Raw genomic sequence first — 24,938 nt, 5'->3', positions numbered from 1 at the left:
GCAAGTCGAATGTGAATCTTTGAAATAGATACGTAGGTTTCCCGCCCGTAACTTCCCGAAACCGAAGGCGGGGCGTTAACCCTGATTCTGCGTTCGTTTTCCTGCGGCGCCGTCTTCGACGAGAAAATCGCCCGAGCGGCCGGGCCGTCATGTGGAAGAGAAACGATGCTTGGTTCCCGAATTTCCCTCGTCGCGCTGATGGTCGCCGCGGCGCCTGCCCTGCAGGCGCGCGCCCAGGAGGCGCTGCCCGACATCGACATTATCGCGGCGGCGCCCGAGGCGGGCGCGGGAGTCGAGAAGTCGAAGGTTCCGACCAATCCCATCGTCACCAAGCGCAGCGATCTCGATCGCGATCGCGCGCTCGTCATCACCGACACGCTGCAGCGTCGCAACGCCTCCGTCTCGATCGTCGATGTGGCGGGCAATCCGTTTCAGCCCGATCTCACCTATCGCGGCTTCACCGCCTCTCCCGTGCCCGGCACGCCGCAGGGCCTCGCGGTCTATCAGGACGGCGTGCGCATCAATGAGGCTTTCGGCGACGTCGTCAATTTCGATCTCATTCCGACGGTCGCCATCGCCAATAGCGAGCTGGTCAGCGGCAATCCTTTGTTCGGCCTCAATGCGCTCGGCGGCGCGCTGACGCTCGAAATGAAGAACGGCTTCACCTGGCAGGGATATGAGCTCGAAGGGCGGGGCGGCTCCTACGGGCGTCGCTATGGCGCGGCGCAGGTCGGCCAGCAATTCGGCGATTTCGCCATTTATTCGGCCTTCGAGGCGCTCGGCGACAGCGGCTGGCGCAAGCGCTCGGGCTCGGAGCTGCTGCGCGGCTATGTCGATCTCGGCTATAAGGGCGACAAGACCGAATTCCACTTGAACTATACTGGCGCGACCACGCGGCTCGGCGCCGCCGCGGCGACGCCCGTCGAGATGATCCAGCGCGATTACAGCTCCGTCTACACGACGCCCCAGAGCTCGACCAACGAGCTGCATTTCATCAATCTGAAGGGCGCTTATGAGGCGACCAATCATCTGAGGCTCAATGGCAACTTCTATTTTCGCGACTATGCGCAGGAGCATACGGACGGCAATATCGCCGATATGGAGACCTGCACCTCCAAAACATTCGTCTGCCAGGACAACGATCCGTTTCTCGGCGTCGTCCCCACCGCACTCCAGCGTCGCCTGATCGGACCCAATGGCGCCTATATTCCAGCCTCGGTGCTCGCCGGAGGCCTGCCTGCCACGATCGATTATTCGCGCACGCATTCGCGCTCCTATGGCGGCGCGATCCAGGGAACCTATGACGAGAAGATCGCCGACTTCAAGAACAAGCTCATCGTCGGCGGCTCTTTCGATCGCCAATTCACCGACTTCCGCGGCTATTCGGAACTCGGCATTCTGCAGGGCGATTTCGGCGTCACCTCGACCGGGCTCCAATATTTCAACTCGGTCTCGGAAGGCGGCTTCCAGCCCTCGTCGGTGTTCGCGCGCAATCTCTATTACGGCCTCTATGCGCTCGACACGCTCGATCTGACCGACAAGCTCACTCTTACGGCGGGCCTGCGCTTCAACAGCGCGGAAATCACGCTCTATGATCGGCTCGGCGTGCGCCTCAACAGCGACAAGAGCTATCAGCGCGTCAATCCGGTCGCCGGCCTCACCTATACTTTCATCCCCGAATTCACCGTCTATGGCAATTATTCGGAGGCGAACCGCGCGCCGACGGCGCTCGAGAACGGCTGCGCCGACGCCAACCATCCGTGCACGATCGACAGCTTCCTCGTCGCCGATCCGCCGCTGAAGCAGGTGGTGACGCGCAGTGGCGAGATCGGCTTCCGCGGCACTCACGACATCGGGCCGGATCATGGCCGGCTCGAATGGAAGGTCGACATCTTCCGCGCCGTGAACAGCGACGACATCATCTCGCTGCCGTCCAATGTGATCCAGGGCAGGGGCTATTTCGCCAATGTCGGCGCCACGCGCCGCCAGGGCGTCGAGGCTGGCGTCTCCTGGCGCAACGACTGGCTCAACCTCTATGCCGATTACGCGCTGATCGACGCGACCTTCCGCAGCGCCTTCAATGTGCAGTCGGAGAGCAATCCCTTCGCCGACGCCAACGGCCTCGTCCATGTGCGGCCGGGCAATGTGATGCCCGGCGTGCCGCGCCATCGCGTGAAGCTCGGCTTCGACTATTACATTACGCCCGAGTGGAAGTTCGGCGCCGATTACGTCTTCACCAGCGGCGTGCGGCTGCGCGGCGACGAGTCCAATCTCGACACGCCGCTGCCCTCCTGGGGCGTCGTCAATCTCAAGACCTCCTATAAGGTCACCGAGAATGTCGAGATCTATGCGCTCGCGCAGAATCTCTTCGATCGGCGCTACTATACTTTCGGGACCTATTTCGACAACAACGGCAATGCGACCGCGTCGGCCGGCGGCTTCACCAATTCGCGAACTTATGTTCCAGGCGCGCCGGTCTCCGTCTATGGCGGCGTCAAGGTCAAGTTCTGAGCTCATGGCTCTGATCTAAAAAGATAAAATTCTTTGTCCGAGGGGGAGGCGGCGTTCGGCGGCGCCTCCCCTATGTTGTTTGGGCGGCCGGTCGGAATCGCGAATGCTCTTGAAGAAAGGCGGCAATCGCCTTAAAGGCTCGCGCGCGCAGGACGCGAGGCGCGCCGCAACCGAAGCTGGAACCTGAAAGCATGGCCAAGGAAAAATTCTCACGCACGAAGCCGCATTGCAACATCGGCACGATCGGTCACGTGGACCATGGCAAGACGTCGCTGACGGCGGCGATCACCAAGGTTCTGGCCGAGAGCGGCGGCGCGACCTTCACGGCCTATGACCAGATCGACAAGGCCCCCGAGGAGCGCGCGCGCGGCATCACCATCTCGACGGCCCATGTCGAATATGAGACCGCCAATCGCCATTACGCGCACGTCGACTGCCCCGGCCACGCCGATTATGTGAAGAACATGATCACCGGCGCCGCGCAGATGGACGGCGCCATTCTGGTCGTCTCCGCCGCCGACGGCCCGATGCCGCAGACCCGCGAGCATATTCTGCTCGCCCGCCAGGTCGGCGTGCCGGCGCTCGTCGTGTTCCTGAACAAGGTCGACATGGTCGACGATCCGGAGCTGCTCGAGCTCGTCGAGCTCGAAGTGCGCGAGCTGCTGTCGAAGTATGAATTCCCCGGCGACGATATTCCGATCACCAAGGGCTCGGCTCTGGCGGCGCTCGAGAACAAGACCCCCGAGATCGGCCATGACGCGATTCTGAAGCTGATGCAGACGGTCGACGAATATATTCCGCAGCCGGAGCGTCCGAAGGATCAGCCCTTCCTGATGCCGGTCGAGGACGTGTTCTCGATCTCGGGTCGCGGCACGGTGGTGACGGGCCGCGTCGAGCGCGGCGTGGTCAAGGTCGGCGAGGAAGTCGAGGTCGTCGGCATCCGCCCGACGATCAAGACGACGGTGACGGGCGTCGAAATGTTCCGCAAGCTGCTCGATCAGGGCGAGGCGGGCGACAATATCGGCGCGCTGCTGCGCGGCACGAAGCGCGAGGATGTGGAGCGCGGCCAGGTGCTGGCCAAGCCCGGCACGGTGAAGCCGCACACCAAGTTCAAGGCGGAAGCCTATATTCTGACGAAGGAAGAGGGCGGCCGTCATACGCCGTTCTTCACCAACTATCGTCCGCAGTTCTACTTCCGCACGACGGATGTGACCGGCATTGTGACGCTTCCCGAGGGCGTCGAGATGGTGATGCCGGGCGACAATGTGACGATGGAGGTGAACCTCATCGTTCCGATCGCCATGGAGGAGAAGCTGCGCTTCGCCATCCGCGAAGGCGGCCGCACGGTTGGAGCAGGCGTGGTCGCTTCGATCATAGAATGATCGAAGCGAGCACGCCGTCGCGACAACCGCATATTCGTTTGCGCAAGTGCGAAACATCGCACTTGCGCTCGGCGCCGGCGTCGTCGCCTCGATCATCGAATAAAAAAGCGAGTCTTCAGGCTCGCTGCGAAAAAAGGACTGCGAGCCCGAAGGCTCGCGGTCCAAAGTCTCTCGAAAGAGAATTGCGGCCCTCAGGCCGCCAGCTGCTCGTCGAGCAGGATCGCCGGCAGACGCGCGTCCTCGGAGGCTTCGGTCTCATCGTGGCTCGAATGGGTCATCACCTCGAGCGCGGCTGCGACGGCCGAAATGCCGATTTCCCGATAGAGACGGGCGAGCAGATCGTGCGGACGGTCGGCGGATTGCGTTTCGCTGAAATCGGTGGCGACGAGCTTCGACATGGCGGCTGACTCTTCTACTGACGGTTAAGGGACGCTCGAGGAATGTCGTGCATTTGATTTAAAGTCTCTCTTACCCCGGTAAACTATTCGTAAAATCGCGGAGCCCGCCGCGCATCTTCCACATCCCGCTGTGGATGAGCCGCGCCGCGATCGATGCTATGATCGCCCCATGCTGCGCCATATCCCAGAAGAGCCCGTCTCCAACGCCGCCGTCTGGTGTCGGCGGCTCGCCGTTTTCGCTCTCCCCGTGGCGGCGATCGCCGTGCTCCTGGCGCGCGCCAATGCGGTGGAGCCGCAGGCGTCGCTCGCCGTGCTCGGCGGCGCGATCGTCGTGGCGCTCGTCGCGCTGCTGCTGTTTTTCGCGGCCTGCGTCGTCATCTGGCAGGAGGGCCGGCGCGGGCTGGGCGAGGCGCTGGGCGGCGCCTTTCTCGCTGCGCTGACGCTCGGCTATCCGGCCTATCTCGCGGTCCAGGCCGTGCGCCTGCCCGTGCTCTCGGACGTCTCGACCGACACGGCCGATCCGCCGCGCTTTTCCACCTCCCGGGCGGCGGTCGCCGCGCGCTCCGGCTTCACGCCCGCCGGTTTCGACGCCGATCAGGCCGAGCGGCAGCGAGATGGCTATCCGGATATAGAGCCGATCGTCGTCGACCTCGAGCCGGACGAAGCCTATCAGCTGGTGCTGGAGACAGCGCAGAGCCGTGGCTGGCGCGTCATCGACCAGCGCCCGCCGGGCGGCCGCTCCGGCATCGGCCATCTCGATTTTATCGATCGCACTCTGGTGATGGGCTTTGCCGACGACATAGCGGTTCGGCTGCGTCCGCTCGCCGGCCAGACGCGCATAGACGTGCGCTCGGCCTCGCGCTACGGGCGTCACGACTTCGGCGCCAATGCGAAGCGCATCCGGCAATTCGCCGAAGAGCTGCAGGCGGGGCTGAACGAGAAGTGAGGGAGTAGGGAGTTTGTAGCGAATAGCGAGTAGAACTGGGACGCCGCTATTCGCTATTCGCTACTCCCTATTCGCTCACTCTGAAATACCGCGCCTCCAATGTCGCCGGCCCTTCGGAGCGGACGAGCCCGCGCTCGATCAAATCTTCGAGATGGGCGAAGACGGAGAGCGCCGCCGCCCTCTGCAAGCTCGCGTCGAAGCCCTCGTAAATGCGCGCGACCATGGCGGCGATCGTCTCGTCGCCGGCCTCGAGCCGCTCGAGGATCGCGGCCTCACGCTGCCGGCGATGGTGGAGCAGGGCGCGCAAATAGCGTTGCGGCTCCTTCACCGGGCCGCCATGGGCGGGCCAATAGAGGCGGTCGTCGCGCCCGCGCAGCTTCTCCAGCGACGCGAGATATTCGCTCATGGAGCCGTCCGGCGGGGCGATGACGGTGGTCGCCCAGGCCATCACATGATCGCCGGTGAAGAGCGTCGCCTCCTCGGCCAGCGCGAAGCAGAGATGGTTGGTCGTATGGCCCGGCGTCGCGACGGCCTCTATGGTGAGGCCGCCGAAGCCCAGCCGGTCGCCATCGGCGAGGGGAATGTCAGGCGCATAGGTTCTGTCATGCGAGGCGTCGAGGCCAGGGCCTGTGACCGAAAGATCGGGCGGAGGCGCATAAGGCGCGCAGCCGGCGATGGTCGCGCCGGTCCTCTCCGCCAGAATGCGCGCCGCCGGGGAGTGGTCGCGATGCGTATGGGTGACGAGCAGATAGCGCAACGTCTCGCCGTGAATGGCGGAGAGCAGCGCCTCTATGTGCGAAGCATCCGCCGGGCCGGGGTCGATGATCGCCACCTCGCCTTCGCCGATGATATAGCTGCAAGTGCCCGTATAGGTGAAGGCGCCGGGATTGGGCGCGACGATGCGGCGCGTCAGCCGCGAAACGCGCTGCGGCGCGCCGGGCGGAGAGTCGAAGGTGATGAGGAAGTCGTCTCGGGTCATTGAAAATTGCGTCCCTTCGGGATTGCCTCGCGCGCCTTGGCCTCGCGCGCATTGGCGCCGCGCGATTGCTCGAGCAGGCGCAGATCGCCGGTCAGATCCTCGATCTTCTGCGCGATCATATGGACGACGCCGGATTCGTTCTGCACGCGCCCCGTGACCGCCACTAGCCGCGCGCCGATGACCTCGGGACGCTGCCGCTCGAACAGTTTCGGCCAGACGACGATATTGGCGATTCCCGTCTCGTCCTCGATCGTCATGAAGATCACGCCGCTCGCCGAGCCCGGCCGCTGCCGCACCAGCACGAGACCGGCGACTGTCACGCGCGCCCCCTCTCCAACCCTCCCCCGCAAGCGGGAGAGGGGGCCGGCTCTGCCCGTCATCGAGATTTCGCTCATCGCCGGCAGCTCCCCTCTCCCGCGTAGCGGGGGAGGGTGAGGGAGGGGGCCGCCGCCGAGCGCCCCACAGGGCATGATCCCCTTGGCCTCGAGCCGCCCACGCAGAAACGCCATCGGATGCGCCTTCAGCGACAGCGACAGAAAGCGATAATCCTCTACCACCTCCGCCCCGAGCGGCATGGGCGGGAGGTTCGCGTCCTCCTCCTGCGGCGCGAAGGAGAGCGCGCGCAACAGCGGCAGATCGTCCTTGTCGCCGGCGCGATTGAGCGCCTGCACGGCCCAGAGCGCATCGCGGCGCGGCAGGCCGAGCGAGGCGAAGGCGCCGGCCTCCGCCAAGCGCTCCAGCGTCGACGGCTCGAGCCCGCCGCGCAGCCACAGATCGCGCACGGAATCATAGCCCGCGCCGCGCCGCGTCACGAGGCGCTTCATATCCTCCTCCCGCAGGCCGACGATCTGGCGGAAGCCGAGCCGCACGTCATGCGTCGCGCGAATGTCGCCCGCCATGGAGGCGTGGCGCGAATGCAGCGGCGTCGCCTGCGCGCGCGTCTCCAGCGTGCAATCCCAATCGGAGGCGTTCACATCGACCTCATGCACGCCGACGCCATGTTCCTGCGCGTCGCGCACGATCTGCGCCGGGGCATAGAAGCCCATGGGCTGCGAATTCAAAAGCGCGCAGCAGAACACGTCCGGATAACGGCATTTGAGCCAGGCGGAGGCATAGACGAGCAGAGCGAAAGAGGCCGCGTGACTCTCCGGGAAACCATAAGAGCCGAAGCCTTCGATCTGCCCCCAGCAGCGCTCGGCGAATTCGCGTTCATAGCCGCGCTCCGCCATGCCGGCGAGCATTTTGGCGCGGAAGGTTCCGATCGTGCCGACGCGCTTGAAGGTCGCCATGGCGCGGCGCAGCCGGTCCGCCTCATCGGGCGTGAAGCCGCCGGCGACGATGGCGATGCGCATCGCCTGCTCCTGAAACAAAGGCACGCCGAGCGTCTTGCGCAGCACCTGCTCGAGCTCCGCCGAGGGAAAGGAAACCTTCTCCTTGCCCATGCGACGGCGCAGATAAGGATGCACCATATCGCCCTGAATAGGGCCCGGCCGTACGATCGCCACCTCGATGATGAGATCATAGAACTCCCGCGGCCGCAGCCGCGGCAGCATGGACATTTGCGCGCGGCTCTCGATCTGGAACACGCCGATCGTATCGGCGCGCGAGATCATGTCATAGACGCTCTCCTCGTCCGCCGTGATCGACGAGAGGCGATGCACGACGCCATAACGCTCGGCCAGCAGGGCGAGGCCCTTGCGCAGGCAGGTGAGCATGCCGAGCGCCAGCACGTCGATCTTCAAAATGCGCAGCGCGTCGAGATCGTCCTTGTCCCATTCGATCGTCGTGCGGCCTTCCATGGCGGCGGGGGCGAGCGGGACGATTTCGTCCAGCCGATCGCGCGTGATGACGAAGCCGCCCGTATGCTGCGAGAGATGGCGCGGAAAGCCGGTGAGCTCGCGCGTCAGCTCCAGCGCCTTGGCGAGACGCGGCTCGCGCGCATCCATGCCGGCGCGGGCGACGCCTTCCTCGGAGACGCCGCCGCGCGAGGAGCCCCACACATTGCCGGGGAGCCGCGTGATGGCGTCGGCCGAAAGACCGAAAGCTTTGCCGACCTCGCGAATGGCCGAGCGCGAGCGATAGGAGACGACCGTCGCCGTCAGCCCGGCGCGCTCGCGGCCATAGCGCGCGTAGATATATTGCATCACCTCCTCGCGTCGCTCATGCTCGAAATCGACGTCGATATCGGGCGGCTCGTTGCGCGCGGCGGAAACGAAGCGCTCGAAAAGGAGATCATGCTTGGTCGGATCGACCTCGGTGACGCCGAGGCAGAAGCAGATGACGGAATTGGCGGCGGAGCCGCGCCCCTGCGCGAGAATCGCCTTTGCGCGCGCGAAACGCACAATGTCGTGCACGGTGAGAAAGTAAGCTGCGTAGCCGAGCTCGGCGATCAGCTTCAGCTCATGGCTCAGAAGCGCCTCGACTCTTTCGGGAACGCCGTTCGGATAGCGCGTCCTCGCGCCCTCCCGCGCGTAATGTTCGAGCGCCTCCTGCTCGCTGGCGAATCCTTCGCGCAACTCGCTCGGATAATTATGCGCGAGCGCGTCGAGGCCGAAGGAGAGGCCTTCGAGAAAGCGCGCCGTCTCCTCCACCGCCCGCGGCGCCTGCGTGAAGAGCCGCGCCATTTCCGCGCCGCTCTTGAGACATCGTTCGGCGTTGGCGGAGAGCAGATAGCCGGCATTGTCGAGCGTCGTCTTCTCGCGCACGCAGGCGAGCGCGTCGGCGAGCGGACGGCGCTCGGGAACATGCATATTCGCGTCGTTCACCGCGATCAGCGGCAGGCCGGTCTCGCGCGAGAGCGCGATGCGGCGCGCGAGCGCGGCGCGCATGTCGACGCCATAGAGCGCCGTCGCCGCGAGCCACAGCCGGCCGCGAGCCGCCTCGAGCAGGGCAAGGGGAGGGGCTGCGCCCTCCATGACGATGAGCTGCTGGCCTTCGGCGAATTCCAGGAGATCGTCGAGGAAGAGGCGGCATTCGCCTTTCTCGGCGCGCATATTGCCGCGCGTCAGCATCCGGCATAGGCGCCCATAGGCGGCGCGGTCTTGCGGATAGCAGAGAATATCCGGCGTCTCGTCCGAAAAGACGAGGCGTGCGCCTATGGCGAGGCGAAAACCGGGCGCTTCGGCCGCATGCTCGCGCAAATAGGAATGGGCGCGCACGACGCCGGCGAGCGAATTGCGATCGGCTATGCCTATGCCGATATGGCCGAGCGCCATCGCCTGCGCGACCATCTCCTCTGGATGCGAGGCGCCGCGCAGGAAGGAGAAATTGGTCGTCGTCGCGAGTTCGGCGTAGCGGGGCATCGCGGGCTCCGGTCTTGTTCATGAATTGTCCCGCATTTCCCGCAACGGAGCAAGAGCGCCAAAGCTCCCGAAAAGCGCGCGGCGCACATCATTCGCCCGACGATGTTCGGATGACCGTCGCGCCTGTCGCAAAACTGCGACAGTCCGAGACGCGTTGCGATTTCGCGGTCTGGCGAAGGCCGCGGCATTCATGGAACCTCCTCCTCGAGCGGCGTCACATGCGGCCGCTGCATGAGCTCGCGACAGACGGCGCGCGGTTTCCCGGGCCGTCGCCGCCTGTCGCGAAGAAAGCGCAAGCGAGAAAATATCAAGCTGCGGAGGAAAAAATGCAGATGAGGAAATTCCGACTGTCGATGTCCGTCGGCGCATTCGCGCTCGCGGCGAGCGGCGCCTATGCGGATACGCTGCTCGAGCTGCAGAAGGACCCGCGACAGTGGGTGTCGCCGACCGGCGATTACGCCAATCGCCGCCATTCGGCGTTGAAGCAGATCACCACGGCCAATGTCCATAAGCTCGCCGTCGATTGGCAATTCTCGACCGGCGTTCTGCGTGGACATGAGGGCGCTCCGCTCGTCATTCATGATGTCGCCATTCCGGCGACGGCCGACAATAAGAAGGCCTATGTCACCGATGTGATGTATCTGCACACGCCTTTTCCGAATGTCGTCTATGCGCTCGATCTGAGAGACCCGGATCACAAGGTGCTGTGGAAATATGCGCCGCAGCAGGACGCCTCCGTCGTGCCGGTGATGTGCTGCGACACGGTCAATCGCGGCCTCGCCTATGGCGACGGCAAGATATTTCTCGCTCAGGCCGACACGACTCTCGTCGCGCTCGACGCGGCGACGGGCGCGTCTTCCGGCGACGGCAAGGACAAGCCGATCTGGTCCGTCAAATTCGGCGATCCGTCGAAGGGCGAGACCTCCACGGCGGCGCCGCATGTGTTCAAGGACAAGGTGCTCGTCGGCAACGCCGGCGGCGAATATGGCGTGCGCGGCCATATCAGCGCCTATGACGTCAAGACCGGCGCGCTGCTTTGGCGCGGCTATTCGACCGGGCCGGACGAGGAGACACTGATCGATCCCGAGAAGACGACCCATCTCGGCAAGCCGGTCGGCAAGGATTCCGGGATCAACACTTGGAAAGGCGATCAGTGGAAGCTCGGCGGCGGCACGACATGGGGCTGGTACAGCTACGACCCCGAGCTCGATCTCGTCTATTACGGCTCCGGCAATCCCTCGACGTGGAATCCCATTCAACGTCCCGGCGACAATCGCTGGTCCATGACGCTCTGGGCGCGCGATCTCGACACGGGCAAGGCGAAATGGGTCTATCAAACGACGCCGCACGACCAATGGGATTATGACGCGGTGAACGAGATCGTGCTGGTCGATCAGGAGATCGGCGGCAAGAAGACGAAGACGGCCGTTCACTTCGACCGCAACGGCTTCGGCTACACGCTGGATCGCACCAATGGCGAATTGCTCGTCGCCGAGAAATTCGATCCCGCCGTCAATTGGGCGACGAAGATCGATCTCGACAAATCATCGAAGACCTATGGCCGCCCGATCCTCGACGAGCGCTTCTCGACCGAGGCGCATGGCGAGGACGAGACGACGCGCGGCGCCTGTCCGACGACGCTCGGCTCCAAGGACGAGCAGCCGGCGAGCTATGATCCGAACACCGGCCTCTTCCTCGTGCCGACCAATCATGTCTGCATGGATTTCGAGCCGTTCCGCGTCAGCTATTCGGCCGGCCAGCCCTATGTCGGCGCGACGGTCGAGATGTTCCCGGCCGATCGCGACAAGGGCGAGACTCATACCGGCAATTTCATCGCCTGGGACGCCAAGACCGGCAAGATCGTCTGGGCGAACAAGGAGCAATTCTCCGTGTGGTCGGGCGCCATCTCGACCGACGGCGGCGTGACCTTCTACGGAACGCTCGAAGGCTATCTCAAGGCGGTGGACACCAAGACAGGCAAGGAGCTGTTCCGGCGCAAGACGCCGTCGGGCATCATCGGCAATGTCATCACCTATGAGGTCGGCGGCAAGCAATATGTCGCCGTGCTCTCGGGCGTCGGCGGCTGGGCGGGCATAGGCCTCGCGGCCGGCCTCACCAAGAGCAGCGACGGTCTCGGCGCGGTCGGCAATTATCGCAGCCTGTCGAACTACACGGCGCTCGGCGGCGTGCTCACCGTGTTCGCTTTGCCGGAATAGGACTGCGCGCCCGGCGGCCCCTCAGCTCGGGTCGCCGGGCGTCTCGTCTTGGCTTTTGCGCCGGGTCACTTTCTTGGGCTCGCGCCGCGGGCCTTCGACCAGCCGCACCACCACGCCCCACAAGGTCCGCACGTCCTGCTCGGTCATGTTCATGCGGTGAAACATGTTGCGCAGATTGCGCGACATCACCGGCTTTTTCGTCTCGGGGCGGAAGAACTGCCGCTCGTCGAGATGCTTCTCCAGATAGTCGAAGAAGGCGAGCGTCATCTCGCGGGTGGCGGGCGGCGAGCGCTCGGTGACGTCGAAGGGCAGCGTCTCGCCATGGGCGTGGCGGAACCATTCATAGCCGGTGAGCAGCACCGCCTGCGCCAGATTGAGCGAGGCATAGGCGGGATTGACCGGAAAGGTCAGGATCGAATCGGCGAGCGCGACATCGTCATTGTCGAGGCCGGTGCGCTCCGGGCCGAACATCACGCCATGGCGCTCGCCGGCGGCGATGCGCGCGACGGTGGAGGACATGGCGGTCGCTGGCGTCACCACGGGCTTCACCTGGCCGCGCCCACGCGCGGTGGCCGCATAGACGAAGGAAAGATCGGCGATCGCCTCGCGCACGCTCTCATAGAGCTTGGCCGAATCGAGCAGATGCGCGGCGCCGGCGGCGGCGGCGTAGGAGGCCTCGCGATAGACGGGATCGCGCGTCGGCCAGCCCTCGCGCGGCGCGACGAGGCGCAGATCGGAGAGGCCGAAATTGGCCATGGCGCGCGCGCACATGCCGATATTGACCGCGAGCTGCGGCCGCACGAGCACAATGGTCGGCCCGCCTTCGAGCTTTGGCTTGGTGTGGTCGGTTCCGGCGCCGGTCACGGGATCAATGCTCGGTCTCGCCCATCACGGCGCAAATCAAAATCCTCGCGCTTTCAGTTCCTGGGCTCTCTTATCGAGATAGGCGGCCGCCTCTTCGTCGCTGTGCTCGCCCCCTTCAGCCAGCGACGCCTCGATCGTCTCGCGCAACGCCTTCAGCTTCGCCTCGCGCTCCTCCACGAGGCGCAGGCCTTCGCGCATCACCTCGGTCGCCGAGGCGTAGCGGCCCTGCTTGACCAGGGAGTCGATGAACTCTTCCCAATGCTTGCCGACGGATACGTTCATGGCGCGCCTCCTCGGCGGAATATAGCACGATATGCGCATAACGTGCTATTGCGGGCGTCGGTCGAATTTTCTCTCGGCCGAGCGCGCCGTAGGCGTCGGCGCCTGAACATTCGGCAGCAGTCGATCAAAATCGCCGTCACGAGACGCGCAAACCGCTACGCCTCGCAGATTTGCCCATGGCGCCTGCTTTGCCTCGCGCGTTACGCGCGCTATAAGGCCGGCGGCTCACGCGGGAGAGGCATTTCATGAGCAAGATCAAGGTCGAGAATCCGGTCGTCGAGCTCGACGGCGACGAGATGACCCGGATCATCTGGGCCTATATCAAAGACAAGCTCATCTACCCTTATCTCGATCTCGAGCTACTCTATTACGATCTCTCGATCCAGAACCGCGACGCCACCAATGATCAGGTGACGATCGACGCGGCCGAGGCGATCAAGACTCACGGCGTCGGCGTCAAATGCGCCACCATCACGCCGGACGAAGCCCGCGTGCAGGAGTTCGGCCTGAAAGAAATGTGGAAGTCGCCCAATGGGACGATCCGCAATATTCTGGGCGGCGTCATCTTCCGCGAGCCGATCATCGCCAAGAACGTGCCGCGCCTCGTGCCCGGCTGGACGCAGCCCATCGTCATCGGCCGCCACGCCTTCGGCGATCAATATCGCGCCGTCGATTTCCGCACGCCCGGCAAGGGCCGGCTGACGATGAAATTCGAGGGCGACGATGGGACGGTGATCGAGAAGGAAGTGTTCCGCTTCCCCGGCGCCGGCGTCGCCATGGCGATGTACAATCTCGACGAATCGATCCGTGAGTTCGCGCGCGCCTCGATGAATTACGCGCTGAACCGCAAATTCCCGCTCTACCTCTCGACCAAGAACACGATTTTGAAAGCCTATGACGGGCGCTTCAAGGATCTGTTCCAGGAGGTGTTCGACGCCGAGTTCAAGACGCAATTCCAGGCCAATGGGCTCACCTATGAGCATCGGCTGATCGACGATATGGTCGCCTCGGCGCTCAAATGGTCCGGCGGCTATGTGTGGGCCTGCAAGAATTACGACGGCGACGTGCAGTCGGACACGGTGGCGCAGGGCTTCGGCTCGCTCGGCCTGATGACCAGCGTGCTGATGACACCGGATGGCAAGACCGTCGAGGCGGAGGCCGCGCATGGCACGGTGACGCGCCATTATCGCGAGCATCAGAAGGGCCACGCGACCTCCACCAATTCCATCGCCTCCATCTTCGCCTGGACGCGCGCGCTCGCGCATCGCGCCAAGCTCGACGGCAATGAGGCTCTGGCGCGCTTCGCTCTGACGCTGGAGCAGGTCTGCGTCTCCACGGTGGAGCAGGGCTTCATGACCAAGGATCTCGCGCTGCTCGTCGGCCATAATCAGAAATGGCTGTCGACCACGGGCTTCCTCGACAAGATCGACGCCAATCTCGCAGCCGCGCTTTCGCTCGGTAAATGAACGCCGACGAAGTGATTGTGCTAGCGGAGCGTCGCGGCTATATAGACGCGCCGTTCAGGCTTAGGGAGGATTCGCGGCCATGGCGGTGGATCTAGACGCGAGCTACAGACCGTCCGAGCAAGAAGATTTCATGAACGACCGGCAGCGCGAGTATTTCAGGCGCAAGCTGCTCGCGTGGAAAGACGAAATACTGCAGGAGAGCCGCGACACGCTCGCCACTCTGCAGAGCGAGAATGAAAACCATCCCGACCTCGCCGATCGCGCCTCCTCGGAGACCGATCGGGCGATCGAGCTTCGAGCGCGCGACCGCCAGAGGAAGCTCATCTCCAAGATCGACGCCGCGCTCGCGCGGCTCGAGGATGGCACCTATGGCTATTGCGAGGAGACGGGCGAGCCCATTTCCTTGAAGCGCCTGGATGCGCGGCCGATCGCCACTTTGTCGATCGAGGCGCAGGAGCGGCACGAGCGCCGCGAGCGCGTCTATCGGGACGACTGAACCCCGCCTCGGGTTAAGCCCAAATGAAAAACAGCGCCCGCGGAGCGATCCGCGGGCGCTGTGCTTTTGCGTCTCAGGGCTTGGCGTCCGGCCGGCCGAGCAGCCGCGCCATTTCGGCCTCGAGCGAGTCGAGCGGATCGACGGGCGGCGCCGGCTCCTCCGGCGGAGGGGGCGGCGGCGGCTCGACGGCCATGGGCTCGGGCGGAAGCTCGGGAGCAGGCGGCGGCGGCTCGGGCGCCAGCGGAGGCGGAGAAGCCTCGGCGGCGGGCGGCGCGGCCGGCTTGGCGGCGCGCGAGAGGAAGGGCGGCGGCGCGGGCCGCGGCGGCCGCGGCGTCGGGGTGAAGGGCGGACGCTGCGGCGTGAAGCGCGGCGTTCCGGCCCGCGCGGGCGCCTCGGGCGGAGCGGCGGGCTTGACCGGCGGCGGGCCGAAGAGATCGGGCGGCAATGGCGCGAGACCCGGATGCGGCGCAGCCGGCTCCGGCGGCAGGGGCTTGGGCGCTTCGCTCTCGGCGAACTGAGCCGCGGGGCCGATCGGCGGCAGGATGGGCGCTGGCGGCGCGGCGGACGCCTGAGACGCGGCCGGCCCGAGCGGCCAGCCGGGGCCGCCGGCGGAGGCCTCCTTCTCGCGCGGACGCTGCTCGCGCGCCTCGACGCGGTTGATCGAGGCTTCGACCAGCAGATCATTGGGCCCGCCGATGAGCAGAAGATGCTCGACATTGTCGCGCCGCACAATGACGAGCTGCCGATCGCCGTCGACATCGAAAGTATCGACGATGTCCAGGCGCCGCGGACGGTTGCGCGGCCCTGGAGCCTTGATGCGTCGTCCGAACAAGAGCCGGTAGATATAGACGAGCAGCAGCGCCGCGAACAGGAACGCGACAATTGCGGCGAGTATCGGCAGGAGCTGCGACTGTGTGATGCTGGACGGCATGAATCGATTTTTCTTTCGTCGTGACGCGGCGCGAGCATGCAGTCTATCAGCGTTGGACGCAAGCGCGCCTCAAAGGTTAAGCAATGGTTAATAGTGCATTCTTCGCGATTCGTGCTTGCGGAAAATGCGCAAGGACATTGCCATGCGCCCCGGCCGGGGCCATTGTTCCGCCTGATTCTGCCTGCGCCGCAGCGTTCGCCCGGGCGCAGGAGCCCTTCGGACGGCCGAAGAGACGGCCCATGAGACAATTCCCGTGACCGACAGGACGGCGCCGCCCGCTTACGATCGCACCGAACGCCCCGGCAACGTCGGCTTGGTTCTCGCGCTCGCCGTCGCCCTCGTCGGCGCGATCGTCGTCGCCTCGCTGCTGCCGGCGCCGGTCGCGCCCAAATTCGCCGTCGGCCTGCTGGCGCTGCTCGCTGTGGCCGGCGTCTTCTGCGCCTTCGCCTATGCGGTCGGATTCCTGCGTTTTCCGGGCCATTCGGCGCGGCTCGACATCGCCCGGCAGATCGCCGATTCCTTCTCCGAGGGGCTGCTCGTCACCCAGGGCGACACGCAGATCGTCTACGCCAATGACGCCTATCTCGAGCTCTGCGGCTCGCGCGATCCGGCTGGTCTGCTGACCGTCGAGCGGCTGTTCTCGGGGCCGGCCGAGGTCTCGGAGGCGATTTATCGCCTCGCCCAGGCGGCGCGCGCCGGACGCGCCCACGCCGAGGATGTGCGGCTCGTCCCGCCGCTCACCGGCGACGCCGAGGTCGGCTGGTATCGCATCCGCGTGCGCCCGCTCGACCGCGAGGGACCAAACCGCGCAAATCTGTGGACAGTCGTCGACGCGACCGCCGATCGCCAGCGCCAGGAGAATGTCTTCCAGGAGCTCCAGCATGCGATCGACTTCCTCGACCATGCGCCCGCGGGCTTTTTCTCGGCCGGCCCGGACGGCGCGATCTCCTATATGAACAAGACGCTCGCCGGCTGGCTCGGCTATGATCTGACCCAGGTCGGCTCCGGCGGCGTCTCGCTCGCGGATATCGTCGCCAATAATGGCTCGACTCTGCTCACAGCGATCACTGGCGGCTCCGGCGAGGTGCGGACCGCGCAGATCGATCTCGATCTGAAGCGCCGCAACGGCCGCTCGCTGCCGGTGCGGCTGCTGCATCGCGTCGCCTTCGGCCAGGATGGCGCGCCGGGCGCGTCGCGGACGCTGGTGCTCAATCGCGCCGCCGGCGAGGAGCCGGAGGAGGATCTGCGCGCCGCCGAGGTGCGATTCGCCCGCTTCTTCAATTCGACGCCCATGGCCATCGCCGCCGTCGATCCGGACGGAAAGGTCACGCGCTCCAACGCGGCCTTCGCCAAGCTGCTGCCGCAGGCGATGAAGGGCGGCGGCTCGGCCTGGCCGGTGCTGGCCAGCGTCGTCGAGCGCGACCGCGCTGCGCTCGAGGAGGCGATCGCCGCTGCGCTCGACAATCGCGGCGACATGCCGCCGATCGACGCCACGCTCGAGGAGGAAGACGGCCTGCCGACGCGCTCGGCGCGCTTTTTCGTCGCGCCCTCCGAGGACGCCGGCAAGAAGGGCGCGACCATCTATGCGCTCGACACCACCGAGCACCGCAAGCTTCAGGAGGGCTTCGCCCAATCGCAGAAGATGCAGGCGGTCGGTCAGCTCGCCGGCGGCGTGGCGCATGATTTCAACAATATGCTCACCGCCATCATCGGCTATTCGGACCTTCTGCTCGCCAATCACCGGCCGACCGATCCCTCCTTCCAGGACATTATCCAGATCAAGCAGACGGCCAATCGCGCCGCCGGGCTCACGCGCCAGCTGCTCGCCTTCTCGCGCCGGCAGACTCTTCGCCCGCAAGTGCTGCAGCTCGGCGACGTGCTGACCGAGCTGCAAATGCTGCTGCGCCGCCTCGTCGGCGAAAAGGTCGAGGTCGATCTGAAGCACGGCCGCGACCTCTGGTTCGTGAAGGCCGACATCAATCAATTCGAGCAGGTCATCATCAATCTCGTGGTGAACGCGCGCGACGCCATGCCGGAATCGGGCGGCCGCATCCAGCTGCGCACGCGCAATATCGCCGCCGGCGAATGCGCCGCCTTCGGCGAGGCCTCGCTGACGGCGGCCGAATATGTGCTGATCGAGGTCGAGGACAATGGCTCCGGCATCGCCCCCGATGTGATGGCCAAGATTTTCGAGCCCTTCTTCACCACCAAGGAGGTCGGCAAGGGCACGGGCCTCGGCCTCTCCATGGTGTTCGGCATCGTCAAGCAGTCGGGCGGCTTCGTTTTCCCGGCGAGCGAGGTCGGGCGCGGGACCGTGTTCCGCATCTTCCTGCCGCGCCATGTGCCGGAGGCCGGCGAGATCGCGGCGAAACCCGAGGCCGCCAAGCCCGCGGCCGATTACACCGGGCAGGGGACCATATTGCTGGTCGAGGACGAGGATGCTGTGCGCGCCTTTGCGGCGCGGGCGCTGGGCTCGCGCGGCTATAATGTGATGGAGGCCGCCTCCGGCCTCGAGGCGCTGGAAGTGGTGGAGCGCGAGGGCCAGCGCATCGACCTCATCGTGTCTGACGTGGTGATGCCGGAGATGGATGGCCCGGCCATGTTCGCGGAATTGCGCAAGCGCGGCGTCACGGCGAAGGTGGTGTTCGTCTCGGGCTATGCCGAGGAGGCTTTCGCGAAAAATCTGCCGGAGGGCGATTTCGGCTTCCTGCCCAAGCCTTTCAGCCTGAAGCAGCTGATCGAGACGGTGAAGGCGAGCTTAGGATAAAGGGCGCAGTCTCCCTTCTCCCCTCGCGGGAGAAGGTGTCGCGCGACTGCGCGACGGATGAGGGCGCCGCGGTTCCCTGAGAACCCTCATCCGACCCCGCTACGCGGGGCCACCTTCTCCCGGAACGGGAGAAGGGGCGCGCACCTGGGTTACGCGCAAACGAAAATCGCCTATATCCGCGCTATGACCCGAACCGCGCTCTATACCGGCTCATTCGACCCGCTCACCCTCGGCCATGTGGATGTGATCCGCGCCGGGGCGAGCCTCTGCGACCGTCTCGTCATCGCCATAGGCGCGCATCCGGGCAAGACGCCGCTGGTCCCGCTCGAGCAGCGTATCGCCCTCATCGAGACCGTCTGCGCCCGCCTCGACGAAGCCAGCTTTTGCCGGTTCGAGGTGGTCTCCTTCGCCGGCCTCGCGGTGGAGGCGGCGCGCGCCAATGGCGCCGGGCTGATCCTGCGCGGATTGCGCGACGGCGCCGATTTCGACTATGAAATGCAGATGGCGGGGATGAATCTCGCCATGGCGCCGGAGATCAGAACCATTTTTCACCCTTCGTCTCCGGCGGTCCGGCACATTACCGCGACGCTCGTGCGGCAGATCGCCTCGCTCGGAGGCGACGTCTCACCCTTCGTTCCGCCCGAGGCGGCCGAGGTTCTGCGCCGCGCGCTCTCCGGCCGCTGACAGAAACAACCTAAAGGGAGGCACGATTGCCTATCGATCGCCGCAGCTTCACGCTCGCCGCTCTCTCCGCCAGCGCCCTCGCGGGCGCGGCCCGCGCGGAAGATGCGCCACCCCATACGCTCTATCTCGACACCAAGGACGGCCGCATCGTCATCAAGCTGCGCGACGATATCGCGCCCAAGCATGCGGCGCAGATCGAGACGCTGGCCAAGCGCCATTTCTACGACGGAATCGTCTTCCACCGCGTCATCGACGGCTTCATGGCCCAGACCGGCGACCCCACCGGCACCGGCATGGGCAAATCGGACCTGCCGAATATTCCGGCCGAATTCTCCAAGGAGAAATTCGTGCGCGGCACGTTGGGCATGGCGCGCAGCCAGAGCCCGGACTCGGCCAATTCGCAATTTTTCATCTGCCTCGCGCCGGCGCGCTATCTCGAGGAGCAATATACGGTGATCGGCGAGGTCGTCTCGGGAATGGACGTCGTCGACAAGATCAAGAAGGGCGACAAGGCCGACAATGGCAAAGTGTCGAGCCCCGACAAGATCATCAAGCTGCGCCTCGCCGGCGACAATAGCTGAGCCGCCGCAAAGGCGAGCGGCGAAGCGGTCCGAAACCCGTTCGGGCCCCGGGATTGCTACGCTTCGCTCGCAATGATGGGACACAAGACATCAAGGAGTGGACATGTCCGAAGCCGAAAACCTGAAGCTCGAGACGACCAAGGGCGATATTCTGATCAAGCTGCGCCCCGATCTCGCGCCCAATCATGTCGCGCATATCAAGAAGCTCGTCTCCGAAGGCTTCTATGACGGAATCGTCTTCCACCGCGTCATCGAGGGATTCATGGCGCAGACCGGCTGCCCTCACGGCACCGGGACGGGTGGCTCGAAATATCCGGATCTGAAGCAGGAGTTCAACGCCGCCCCGCATGTGCGCGGCACCTGCTCCATGGCGCGCGCGCAGAACCCCGATTCCGCCAATTCGCAATTCTTCATCTGCTTCGACGACGCCCGCTTCCTCGACAAGAAATATACGGTGTGGGGCGAGGTGATCTCCGGCATGGAGAATGTCGACCAGATCAAGCGCGGCGAGCCGGTGCAAGATCCGGACAAGATCGTCAAGGCGACACTGGTCTGAGATAAGTTCGCGCATTCCTTCTCCCGCTCTGCGGGAGAAGGTGGCCCTCGCGTCAGCGAGGGTCGGATGAGGGCTCTCTCCGTCTCCGCATATTTTAATCGATGCGGCGAGCCAAAGGAATTTGCCGTGCGGGCGTCGGCCCTCATCCGACCCCGCTTCGCGGGGCCACCTTCTCCCACGAGTGGGAGAAGGAGTCGCGCATGATGACTCCGCGAAACGCCGTCTGTAGTTCCCCATGCGCGTCGATCTCTTCGATTTCGAGCTGCCTCAAGAATCGATCGCGCTGCGTCCCGCCGATCCGCGCGACAGCGCGCGGCTGCTCGTCGTTCCGGCAGACGGCGCGTTCATGGACCGTTCCATCCGCGACCTGCCGGAGTTTTTCGCGCCGGGCGACGCGCTGGTCGTCAATGACACACGCGTCATTCACGCGCGCCTCTCGGGATTTCGCGCGCGCGGAGAGACGCGCGCGCATATCGAAGCGACCCTGATCGAGCGCGTCGCAGCGGATCGCTGGCGCGCGCTGGTCAAGCCGGCGAAGAAGCTCGCCATAGGCGAGACGGTTCGCTTCGGCGCCGATGGCATGCTCGCGGCGCGCGCGCTCGAGAAAGGCGAGAATGGGGAAATTCTCCTCGGCTTTTCGCTCGAAGGCGCCGCGCTCGACGAAGCGGTGGAGGCCGCCGGCGTCATGCCGCTGCCGCCCTACATCGCCGGCAAGCGCGCGGCGGACGCACGCGACGAAAGCGATTATCAGACATTGTTCGCCGCCCACGCCGGCGCCGTCGCGGCGCCGACCGCGGGTCTGCATTTCACGCCGCGACTGGTCGAGGCGCTGCAGACGAAGGGTGTCGCGCTGCATCGGGTGACGCTGCATGTCGGCGCCGGAACCTTTCTTCCCATGAAGGTCGACGATACCGCCGCGCATAAGATGCATTCCGAATGGGGCGCGCTCGACGCCGCGACGGCGCAGGCGCTGAACGAGACGCGGGCGCGGGGAGGGCGTATCGTCGCGGTCGGCACCACGGCGCTGCGCCTGCTCGAGAGCGCGGCGCGCGAGGACGGAGAACTGGACGCGTTTTCCGGCGAGACGGCGATCTTCATCACGCCCGGCTATCGCTTCCGCGCCGTCGACGCGCTGCTCACCAATTTTCATTTGCCGCGCTCCACTCTGTTCATGCTGGTCTGCGCCTTCGCCGGCCTCGAGCGCATGAAGGCGGCGTACGCCCATGCGATCGGCTCGAACTATCGTTTCTATTCCTATGGCGACGCCTGCCTGCTGTTGCGACAATGAGCGATTCCTCCTTTCTCGATGTGCGCGTTCTGGCGCTCTGGCGCGACGATCGCACCGAATGTCCGCTGACGCTCGACCTGCGCATCGACGCGGAGAGCCGCCGCGTGATCTCGCATTGGGAGACATTCGGCGCCTGCGATCTTGCGGGCGCCAAATGCCGCCCCTTCGTGCTGCGGCGCGATGGCGCGCTGGATTTCGGCGCCGGTGCGGCGGAGGCTTGGCGGACCGATCTGCGCACGATCGTGATCAAGGTCGGCGAACGCTTCACCGTCCATTGGAACGAGCGCGATTGCGGCCTCTATGAGATCGTCAAAGTGGCGTCTCTCGGCGCCAAGAGCTGAATTGAGAGAGACGCATGACGCAGCAATTCGCTTTCCAGCTACTCGCGAAAGACGGCGCGGCGCGGCGCGGCCTCGTCTCGACGCCGCGTGGCGACATACGCACGCCGGCCTTCATGCCCGTGGGCACGGCGGCGACGGTCAAGGCGATGTTCCCGCAGGATGTGCGCGCGACGGGCGCCGATATCGTGCTCGGCAATGTCTATCATCTGATGCTGCGGCCGGGCGCGGAGCGCGTCGCGGCGCTCGGCGGCCTGCACAAATTCATGAACTGGCCGCATCCGATCCTGACCGATTCCGGCGGCTTTCAGGTGATGTCGCTGTCGAAGCTGCGCAAGCTCGACGAGCAGGGCGTCGCCTTCCAATCTCACATCGACGGCTCGCGCCATATGCTGACGCCCGAGCGCTCGATGGAGATTCAGCGCCTGCTCGATTCCGACATTCATATGCAATTCGACGAATGCGTGCGCCTGCCCTGCACCGAGGCGGAGGCCGAGCGCGCCATGCGCCTGTCGCTGCGCTGGGCGGAGCGCTCGCGCAAGGCTTTCGTCGACGGCGAAGGCAGAGCGATCTTCGGAATTGTGCAGGGCGGCGCTTCCCCGCCGCTGCGCATAGAGAGCGCGCGGACGCTCGCGGCCATGGATTTCCACGGCCTCGCCATAGGCGGCCTCGCCGTCGGCGAGCCGCAGGACGTCATGCTGGCGATGCTGGAGACTGTCATCCCGCATCTGCCGGAGGGCAAGCCGCGCTATCTGATGGGCGTCGGCACGCCGGACGATATCGTGCAATCGGTGGCGCGCGGCGTCGACATGTTCGATTGCGTGATGCCGACGCGCGCCGGGCGCCATGGTCTCGCCTATACGCGCTTCGGCCGCGTGAATCTGCGTAATGCGCGCCATGCGGACGATGCCGCGCCGCTGGATGCGGGCGCCGCCTGCGCCTCTGCGCGCGAATATTCCCGCGCCTATCTGCATCATCTGGTGAAGGCGGGCGAAATCCTCGGCATGATGCTGCTGACGCAGATCAATGTCGCTTACTATCAAGAGCTGATGGCCGGCCTTCGCGACGCGATAGAGCAGGGGCGCCTCGCCGATTTCATCGCGGAAACCAAGGAGGGATGGACGCGCGGCGAGACGAAGGAGCTATAGTCGGAGCGCATAAGGGTGATTCATGCCCCGCTCGCCGGCTCGCAATCTCGTCATCACCGCCTCGACGGCATCGCCTCTCGAAGACGAGTTGCTCGCCTTCGACGCGTTTGGCGCGCCGACACGGCGGATCGAGGAGGAGGGCGTCCTCTATCTCGTCAATGAATTCTGGACCTCCGCGCAGCGGCAAGCGCATTCGCTGCACGAGATCAGCTATCGCGCCTGCTTCAAGCCGCAATTGCCGGGGTTCTTCATCTCCCGCCTCACGCGCGAGGGCGAGGCGGTGTTCGATCCCTTCATGGGCCGCGGCACGACGCCGATCGAAGCCGCGCTGCAAGGACGCCGGCCGATCGGCGCAGACATTAATCCGCTCTCCATTCTGCTGACGCGCCCACGCCTCACGCCGCCGCCGCTCGCCGCGATCGAGAAGCGTCTCGCCGAAATTCCATGGGAGAGCGGCGTGATCGAGCGCGAGGACCTGCTCGTCTTCTATCATCCGGAGACGCTGCGGCGGCTCTGCGCGCTGCGCCGCCATCTGCTCGCGCGCGCCGATGCGGACCCGGTCGACGATTGGATCCGAATGGTCGCGATCAATCGCATGAGCGGACATTCGCCGGGCTTTTTCTCGGTCTATTCGCTGCCGCCGAACCAGGCCGTCTCCATCGCGGCCCAGGCCAAGATCAACGCCAAGCGCGAGCAGACGCCGCCCGCGCGCGATGTGACGGCGCTGATCCTGCGCAAATCGCGCGCGCTTCTCTCGGACGGCGTTCCGCCGGAGCATCCTCGGGGGCTGCTCGCCACGGGCGAAGCCTGGCGCGCGCCCTTTGTCGCCGACGGCGCCGTGCGGCTCGTCGTCACCTCGCCGCCTTTCCTGGATGTGGTGCAATATGCGAGCGACAATTGGCTGCGCAATTGGTTCGCGGGCATAGACGCGGATGCGGTGCAGATTTCCTCGCATCGCGGCGAAGCGGAATGGGAGAGAATGGTCCGCGCCTGTCTCGAGGAATTCGCGCGCATCGTCGCGCCGGGCGGCCATGTCGCCTTCGAGGTCGGCGAGGTGCGCGGCGGCAAGCTGCTGTTGGAGCAGTTCGTCTGGCGCGCCGCGGAAGGGCTGCCCTTCGAGCGGCTGTTCGTGCTGGTGAACAGCCAGAGCTTCACCAAGACCAGCAATTGCTGGGGCGTCGGCAACAACGCCAAAGGCACCAACACAAATCGCGTGGTGACGTTGAGGAGGCGGTGACGGAGCCGGAGCTTCAGAATTACTGTTACTACAATATTGTTGAAAGCCGCCTGCGGATAGCGTAGCAAGCATGAAGGTCGAGTTCGATCCCGAAAAGCGCCGACGCACGCTCGACGAGCGCGGGCTCGATATGGAGCGCGCGGGCGAAATATTCGAAGGCGCGACTTTGACCGTCGAGGACGATCGGCGCGACTATGGTGAGCCGCGCTCCATCACCATCGGTTTTCTCGACGAACGCATGGTTGCGCTGGTCTGGACGCCGCGCGGCGGAGCGCTGCGCGTCATCAGCCTGAGGAAATGCAATGAGCGGGAGCAAGCAGCCTATGGCGACAGACTCCGATGAGGACGACGCTCCGGACCTATCGGCCCCGCAATGGCGCGAGAAATTCGACCATGCGAAGCTGCGGCGCGGTCGGCCGCCGGCCGAGCTGACCAAAATATCGACGACGATCCGTCTCGATGCCGATATCATCGAAGCCTTCCGCGCCGGCGGCGCCGGATGGCAGTCGCGCATCAATGAAGCGCTGCGCGAATGGCTCGCGCGGCGCTGACGCCACGAAATCTCC

22 protein-coding genes are annotated in these 24,938 nt (G+C 65.3%); 16 read left to right on the top strand and 6 right to left on the bottom strand.

The features are described 5' to 3' along the window. Window positions 1-165 precede the first annotated feature (165 nt). Together AC6IY7_RS17505 and tuf are read left to right on the top strand one after the other, a co-directional pair. Window positions 166-2,511: a TonB-dependent receptor gene (locus AC6IY7_RS17505; protein ID WP_497780676.1), complete on the top strand. Its 2,346-nt coding sequence runs from the start codon at window positions 166-168 to the stop codon at window positions 2,509-2,511. A 191-nt stretch (window positions 2,512-2,702) separates the two neighbouring features. Then, window positions 2,703-3,893, top strand: coding sequence for an elongation factor Tu (tuf, locus tag AC6IY7_RS17500; RefSeq protein ID WP_497780675.1), 1,191 nt, complete (start codon window positions 2,703-2,705; stop codon window positions 3,891-3,893). A gap of 191 nt (window positions 3,894-4,084) precedes the next feature. On the opposite strand, the gene AC6IY7_RS17495 is transcribed toward tuf, so the two are convergent. Beyond that, a complete protein-coding gene (locus tag AC6IY7_RS17495) occupies window positions 4,085-4,291 on the bottom strand; it encodes a hypothetical protein (protein ID WP_497780674.1) in 207 nt (68 codons plus the stop codon). A gap of 169 nt (window positions 4,292-4,460) precedes the next feature. Between AC6IY7_RS17495 and AC6IY7_RS17490 the strand changes: the two genes are divergently transcribed. After that, window positions 4,461-5,237, top strand: coding sequence for a DUF1499 domain-containing protein (locus AC6IY7_RS17490; RefSeq protein WP_497780673.1), 777 nt, complete (start codon window positions 4,461-4,463; stop codon window positions 5,235-5,237). 67 nt (window positions 5,238-5,304) lie between these two features. On the opposite strand, the gene AC6IY7_RS17485 is transcribed toward AC6IY7_RS17490, so the two are convergent. Together AC6IY7_RS17485 and AC6IY7_RS17480 are read right to left on the bottom strand one after the other, a co-directional pair. Then, complete coding sequence (locus AC6IY7_RS17485) at window positions 5,305-6,216, bottom strand: MBL fold metallo-hydrolase (protein ID WP_497780672.1); 912 nt, start codon at window positions 6,214-6,216, stop codon at window positions 5,305-5,307. Continuing rightward, window positions 6,213-9,518, bottom strand: coding sequence for an error-prone DNA polymerase (locus AC6IY7_RS17480; RefSeq protein WP_497780671.1), 3,306 nt, complete (start codon window positions 9,516-9,518; stop codon window positions 6,213-6,215). Before AC6IY7_RS17480 ends, AC6IY7_RS17485 begins: the two co-directional genes overlap by 4 nt. A 332-nt stretch (window positions 9,519-9,850) precedes the next feature. On the opposite strand from AC6IY7_RS17480, the gene AC6IY7_RS17475 reads away from it, so the two are divergent. After that, window positions 9,851-11,734, top strand: a complete 1,884-nt coding sequence (locus AC6IY7_RS17475) for a methanol/ethanol family PQQ-dependent dehydrogenase (protein WP_497782877.1) — start codon at window positions 9,851-9,853, stop codon at window positions 11,732-11,734. 21 nt (window positions 11,735-11,755) lie between these two features. Here the strand turns inward: AC6IY7_RS17475 and AC6IY7_RS17470 are convergent, their stop codons facing one another. Beyond that, a complete protein-coding gene (locus tag AC6IY7_RS17470; RefSeq protein ID WP_497780670.1) occupies window positions 11,756-12,598 on the bottom strand; it encodes an RNA methyltransferase in 843 nt (280 codons plus the stop codon). A 36-nt stretch (window positions 12,599-12,634) separates the two neighbouring features. After that, window positions 12,635-12,880, bottom strand: coding sequence for a type II toxin-antitoxin system ParD family antitoxin (locus AC6IY7_RS17465; protein ID WP_497780669.1), 246 nt, complete (start codon window positions 12,878-12,880; stop codon window positions 12,635-12,637). Window positions 12,881-13,125: 245 nt separating this feature from the next. On the opposite strand from AC6IY7_RS17465, the gene AC6IY7_RS17460 reads away from it, so the two are divergent. Beyond that, window positions 13,126-14,346, top strand: coding sequence for an NADP-dependent isocitrate dehydrogenase (locus tag AC6IY7_RS17460; protein WP_497780668.1), 1,221 nt, complete (start codon window positions 13,126-13,128; stop codon window positions 14,344-14,346). 79 nt (window positions 14,347-14,425) lie between these two features. Next, entirely contained in the window at window positions 14,426-14,842 is a 417-nt protein-coding gene (gene dksA, locus AC6IY7_RS17455) for an RNA polymerase-binding protein DksA (protein ID WP_024880015.1), read from the top strand. A 73-nt stretch (window positions 14,843-14,915) separates the two neighbouring features. Here dksA and AC6IY7_RS17450 read toward each other — a convergent pair whose 3' ends face one another. Further along, complete coding sequence (locus tag AC6IY7_RS17450) at window positions 14,916-15,773, bottom strand: hypothetical protein (RefSeq protein WP_497780667.1); 858 nt, start codon at window positions 15,771-15,773, stop codon at window positions 14,916-14,918. A gap of 253 nt (window positions 15,774-16,026) precedes the next feature. Between AC6IY7_RS17450 and cckA the strand changes: the two genes are divergently transcribed. The 10 genes from cckA to AC6IY7_RS17400 all read left to right on the top strand — a co-directional run bounded on the left by cckA (window position 16,027) and on the right by AC6IY7_RS17400 (window position 24,923). Further along, a complete protein-coding gene (gene cckA, locus AC6IY7_RS17445) occupies window positions 16,027-18,540 on the top strand; it encodes a cell cycle histidine kinase CckA (protein WP_497780666.1) in 2,514 nt (837 codons plus the stop codon). A 183-nt stretch (window positions 18,541-18,723) separates the two neighbouring features. Then, window positions 18,724-19,224: a pantetheine-phosphate adenylyltransferase gene (coaD, locus tag AC6IY7_RS17440; RefSeq protein WP_497780665.1), complete on the top strand. Its 501-nt coding sequence runs from the start codon at window positions 18,724-18,726 to the stop codon at window positions 19,222-19,224. A 32-nt stretch (window positions 19,225-19,256) separates the two neighbouring features. Further along, window positions 19,257-19,805: a peptidylprolyl isomerase gene (locus AC6IY7_RS17435; protein WP_497782876.1), complete on the top strand. Its 549-nt coding sequence runs from the start codon at window positions 19,257-19,259 to the stop codon at window positions 19,803-19,805. A 103-nt stretch (window positions 19,806-19,908) separates the two neighbouring features. Then, entirely contained in the window at window positions 19,909-20,361 is a 453-nt protein-coding gene (locus AC6IY7_RS17430) for a peptidylprolyl isomerase (protein ID WP_196409817.1), read from the top strand. A 235-nt stretch (window positions 20,362-20,596) separates the two neighbouring features. Then, window positions 20,597-21,649, top strand: a complete 1,053-nt coding sequence (gene queA / locus AC6IY7_RS17425; protein ID WP_497780664.1) for a tRNA preQ1(34) S-adenosylmethionine ribosyltransferase-isomerase QueA — start codon at window positions 20,597-20,599, stop codon at window positions 21,647-21,649. Then, entirely contained in the window at window positions 21,646-21,990 is a 345-nt protein-coding gene (locus AC6IY7_RS17420; protein WP_497780663.1) for a hypothetical protein, read from the top strand. Before queA ends, AC6IY7_RS17420 begins: the two co-directional genes overlap by 4 nt. Before the next feature lie 14 nt (window positions 21,991-22,004). Beyond that, entirely contained in the window at window positions 22,005-23,135 is a 1,131-nt protein-coding gene (gene tgt, locus AC6IY7_RS17415; protein ID WP_497780662.1) for a tRNA guanosine(34) transglycosylase Tgt, read from the top strand. Between the two features lie 22 nt (window positions 23,136-23,157). Continuing rightward, window positions 23,158-24,372 carry a DNA methyltransferase gene (locus tag AC6IY7_RS17410; RefSeq protein ID WP_497780661.1) on the top strand — a complete coding sequence of 405 codons (1,215 nt, stop codon included), beginning with the start codon at window positions 23,158-23,160 and terminating at the stop codon, window positions 24,370-24,372. Window positions 24,373-24,442: 70 nt separating this feature from the next. After that, window positions 24,443-24,715, top strand: a complete 273-nt coding sequence (locus AC6IY7_RS17405) for a BrnT family toxin (protein ID WP_497780660.1) — start codon at window positions 24,443-24,445, stop codon at window positions 24,713-24,715. Then, a complete protein-coding gene (locus AC6IY7_RS17400) occupies window positions 24,696-24,923 on the top strand; it encodes a BrnA antitoxin family protein (RefSeq protein WP_497780659.1) in 228 nt (75 codons plus the stop codon). Before AC6IY7_RS17405 ends, AC6IY7_RS17400 begins: the two co-directional genes overlap by 20 nt. Window positions 24,924-24,938 lie beyond the last annotated feature (15 nt).

The organism is Methylosinus sp. is20ea, assembly GCF_059718135.1.
The sequence above is the reverse complement of the archived record's forward strand: the minus strand, read 5'-3'. Positions and strand labels throughout refer to the sequence as shown.

Excerpts from the sequence above, each read along its gene's own strand:
- AC6IY7_RS17505 (WP_497780676.1), top strand. The coding sequence starts at position 166 with ATGCTTGGTTCCCGAATTTCCCTCGTCGCGCTGATGGTCGCCGCGGCG.
- tuf (WP_497780675.1), top strand. The coding sequence starts at position 2,703 with ATGGCCAAGGAAAAATTCTCACGCACGAAGCCGCATTGCAACATCGGC.
- AC6IY7_RS17495 (WP_497780674.1), bottom strand. The coding sequence starts at position 4,291 with ATGTCGAAGCTCGTCGCCACCGATTTCAGCGAAACGCAATCCGCCGAC.
- AC6IY7_RS17490 (WP_497780673.1), top strand. The coding sequence starts at position 4,461 with ATGCTGCGCCATATCCCAGAAGAGCCCGTCTCCAACGCCGCCGTCTGG.
- AC6IY7_RS17485 (WP_497780672.1), bottom strand. The coding sequence starts at position 6,216 with ATGACCCGAGACGACTTCCTCATCACCTTCGACTCTCCGCCCGGCGCG.
- AC6IY7_RS17480 (WP_497780671.1), bottom strand. The coding sequence starts at position 9,518 with ATGCCCCGCTACGCCGAACTCGCGACGACGACCAATTTCTCCTTCCTG.
- AC6IY7_RS17475 (WP_497782877.1), top strand. The coding sequence starts at position 9,851 with ATGAGGAAATTCCGACTGTCGATGTCCGTCGGCGCATTCGCGCTCGCG.
- AC6IY7_RS17465 (WP_497780669.1), bottom strand. The coding sequence starts at position 12,880 with ATGAACGTATCCGTCGGCAAGCATTGGGAAGAGTTCATCGACTCCCTG.
- AC6IY7_RS17460 (WP_497780668.1), top strand. The coding sequence starts at position 13,126 with ATGAGCAAGATCAAGGTCGAGAATCCGGTCGTCGAGCTCGACGGCGAC.
- dksA (WP_024880015.1), top strand. The coding sequence starts at position 14,426 with ATGGCGGTGGATCTAGACGCGAGCTACAGACCGTCCGAGCAAGAAGAT.
- AC6IY7_RS17450 (WP_497780667.1), bottom strand. The coding sequence starts at position 15,773 with ATGCCGTCCAGCATCACACAGTCGCAGCTCCTGCCGATACTCGCCGCA.
- coaD (WP_497780665.1), top strand. The coding sequence starts at position 18,724 with ATGACCCGAACCGCGCTCTATACCGGCTCATTCGACCCGCTCACCCTC.
- AC6IY7_RS17430 (WP_196409817.1), top strand. The coding sequence starts at position 19,909 with ATGTCCGAAGCCGAAAACCTGAAGCTCGAGACGACCAAGGGCGATATT.
- queA (WP_497780664.1), top strand. The coding sequence starts at position 20,597 with ATGCGCGTCGATCTCTTCGATTTCGAGCTGCCTCAAGAATCGATCGCG.
- AC6IY7_RS17420 (WP_497780663.1), top strand. The coding sequence starts at position 21,646 with ATGAGCGATTCCTCCTTTCTCGATGTGCGCGTTCTGGCGCTCTGGCGC.
- tgt (WP_497780662.1), top strand. The coding sequence starts at position 22,005 with ATGACGCAGCAATTCGCTTTCCAGCTACTCGCGAAAGACGGCGCGGCG.
- AC6IY7_RS17410 (WP_497780661.1), top strand. The coding sequence starts at position 23,158 with ATGCCCCGCTCGCCGGCTCGCAATCTCGTCATCACCGCCTCGACGGCA.
- AC6IY7_RS17405 (WP_497780660.1), top strand. The coding sequence starts at position 24,443 with ATGAAGGTCGAGTTCGATCCCGAAAAGCGCCGACGCACGCTCGACGAG.
- AC6IY7_RS17400 (WP_497780659.1), top strand. The coding sequence starts at position 24,696 with ATGGCGACAGACTCCGATGAGGACGACGCTCCGGACCTATCGGCCCCG.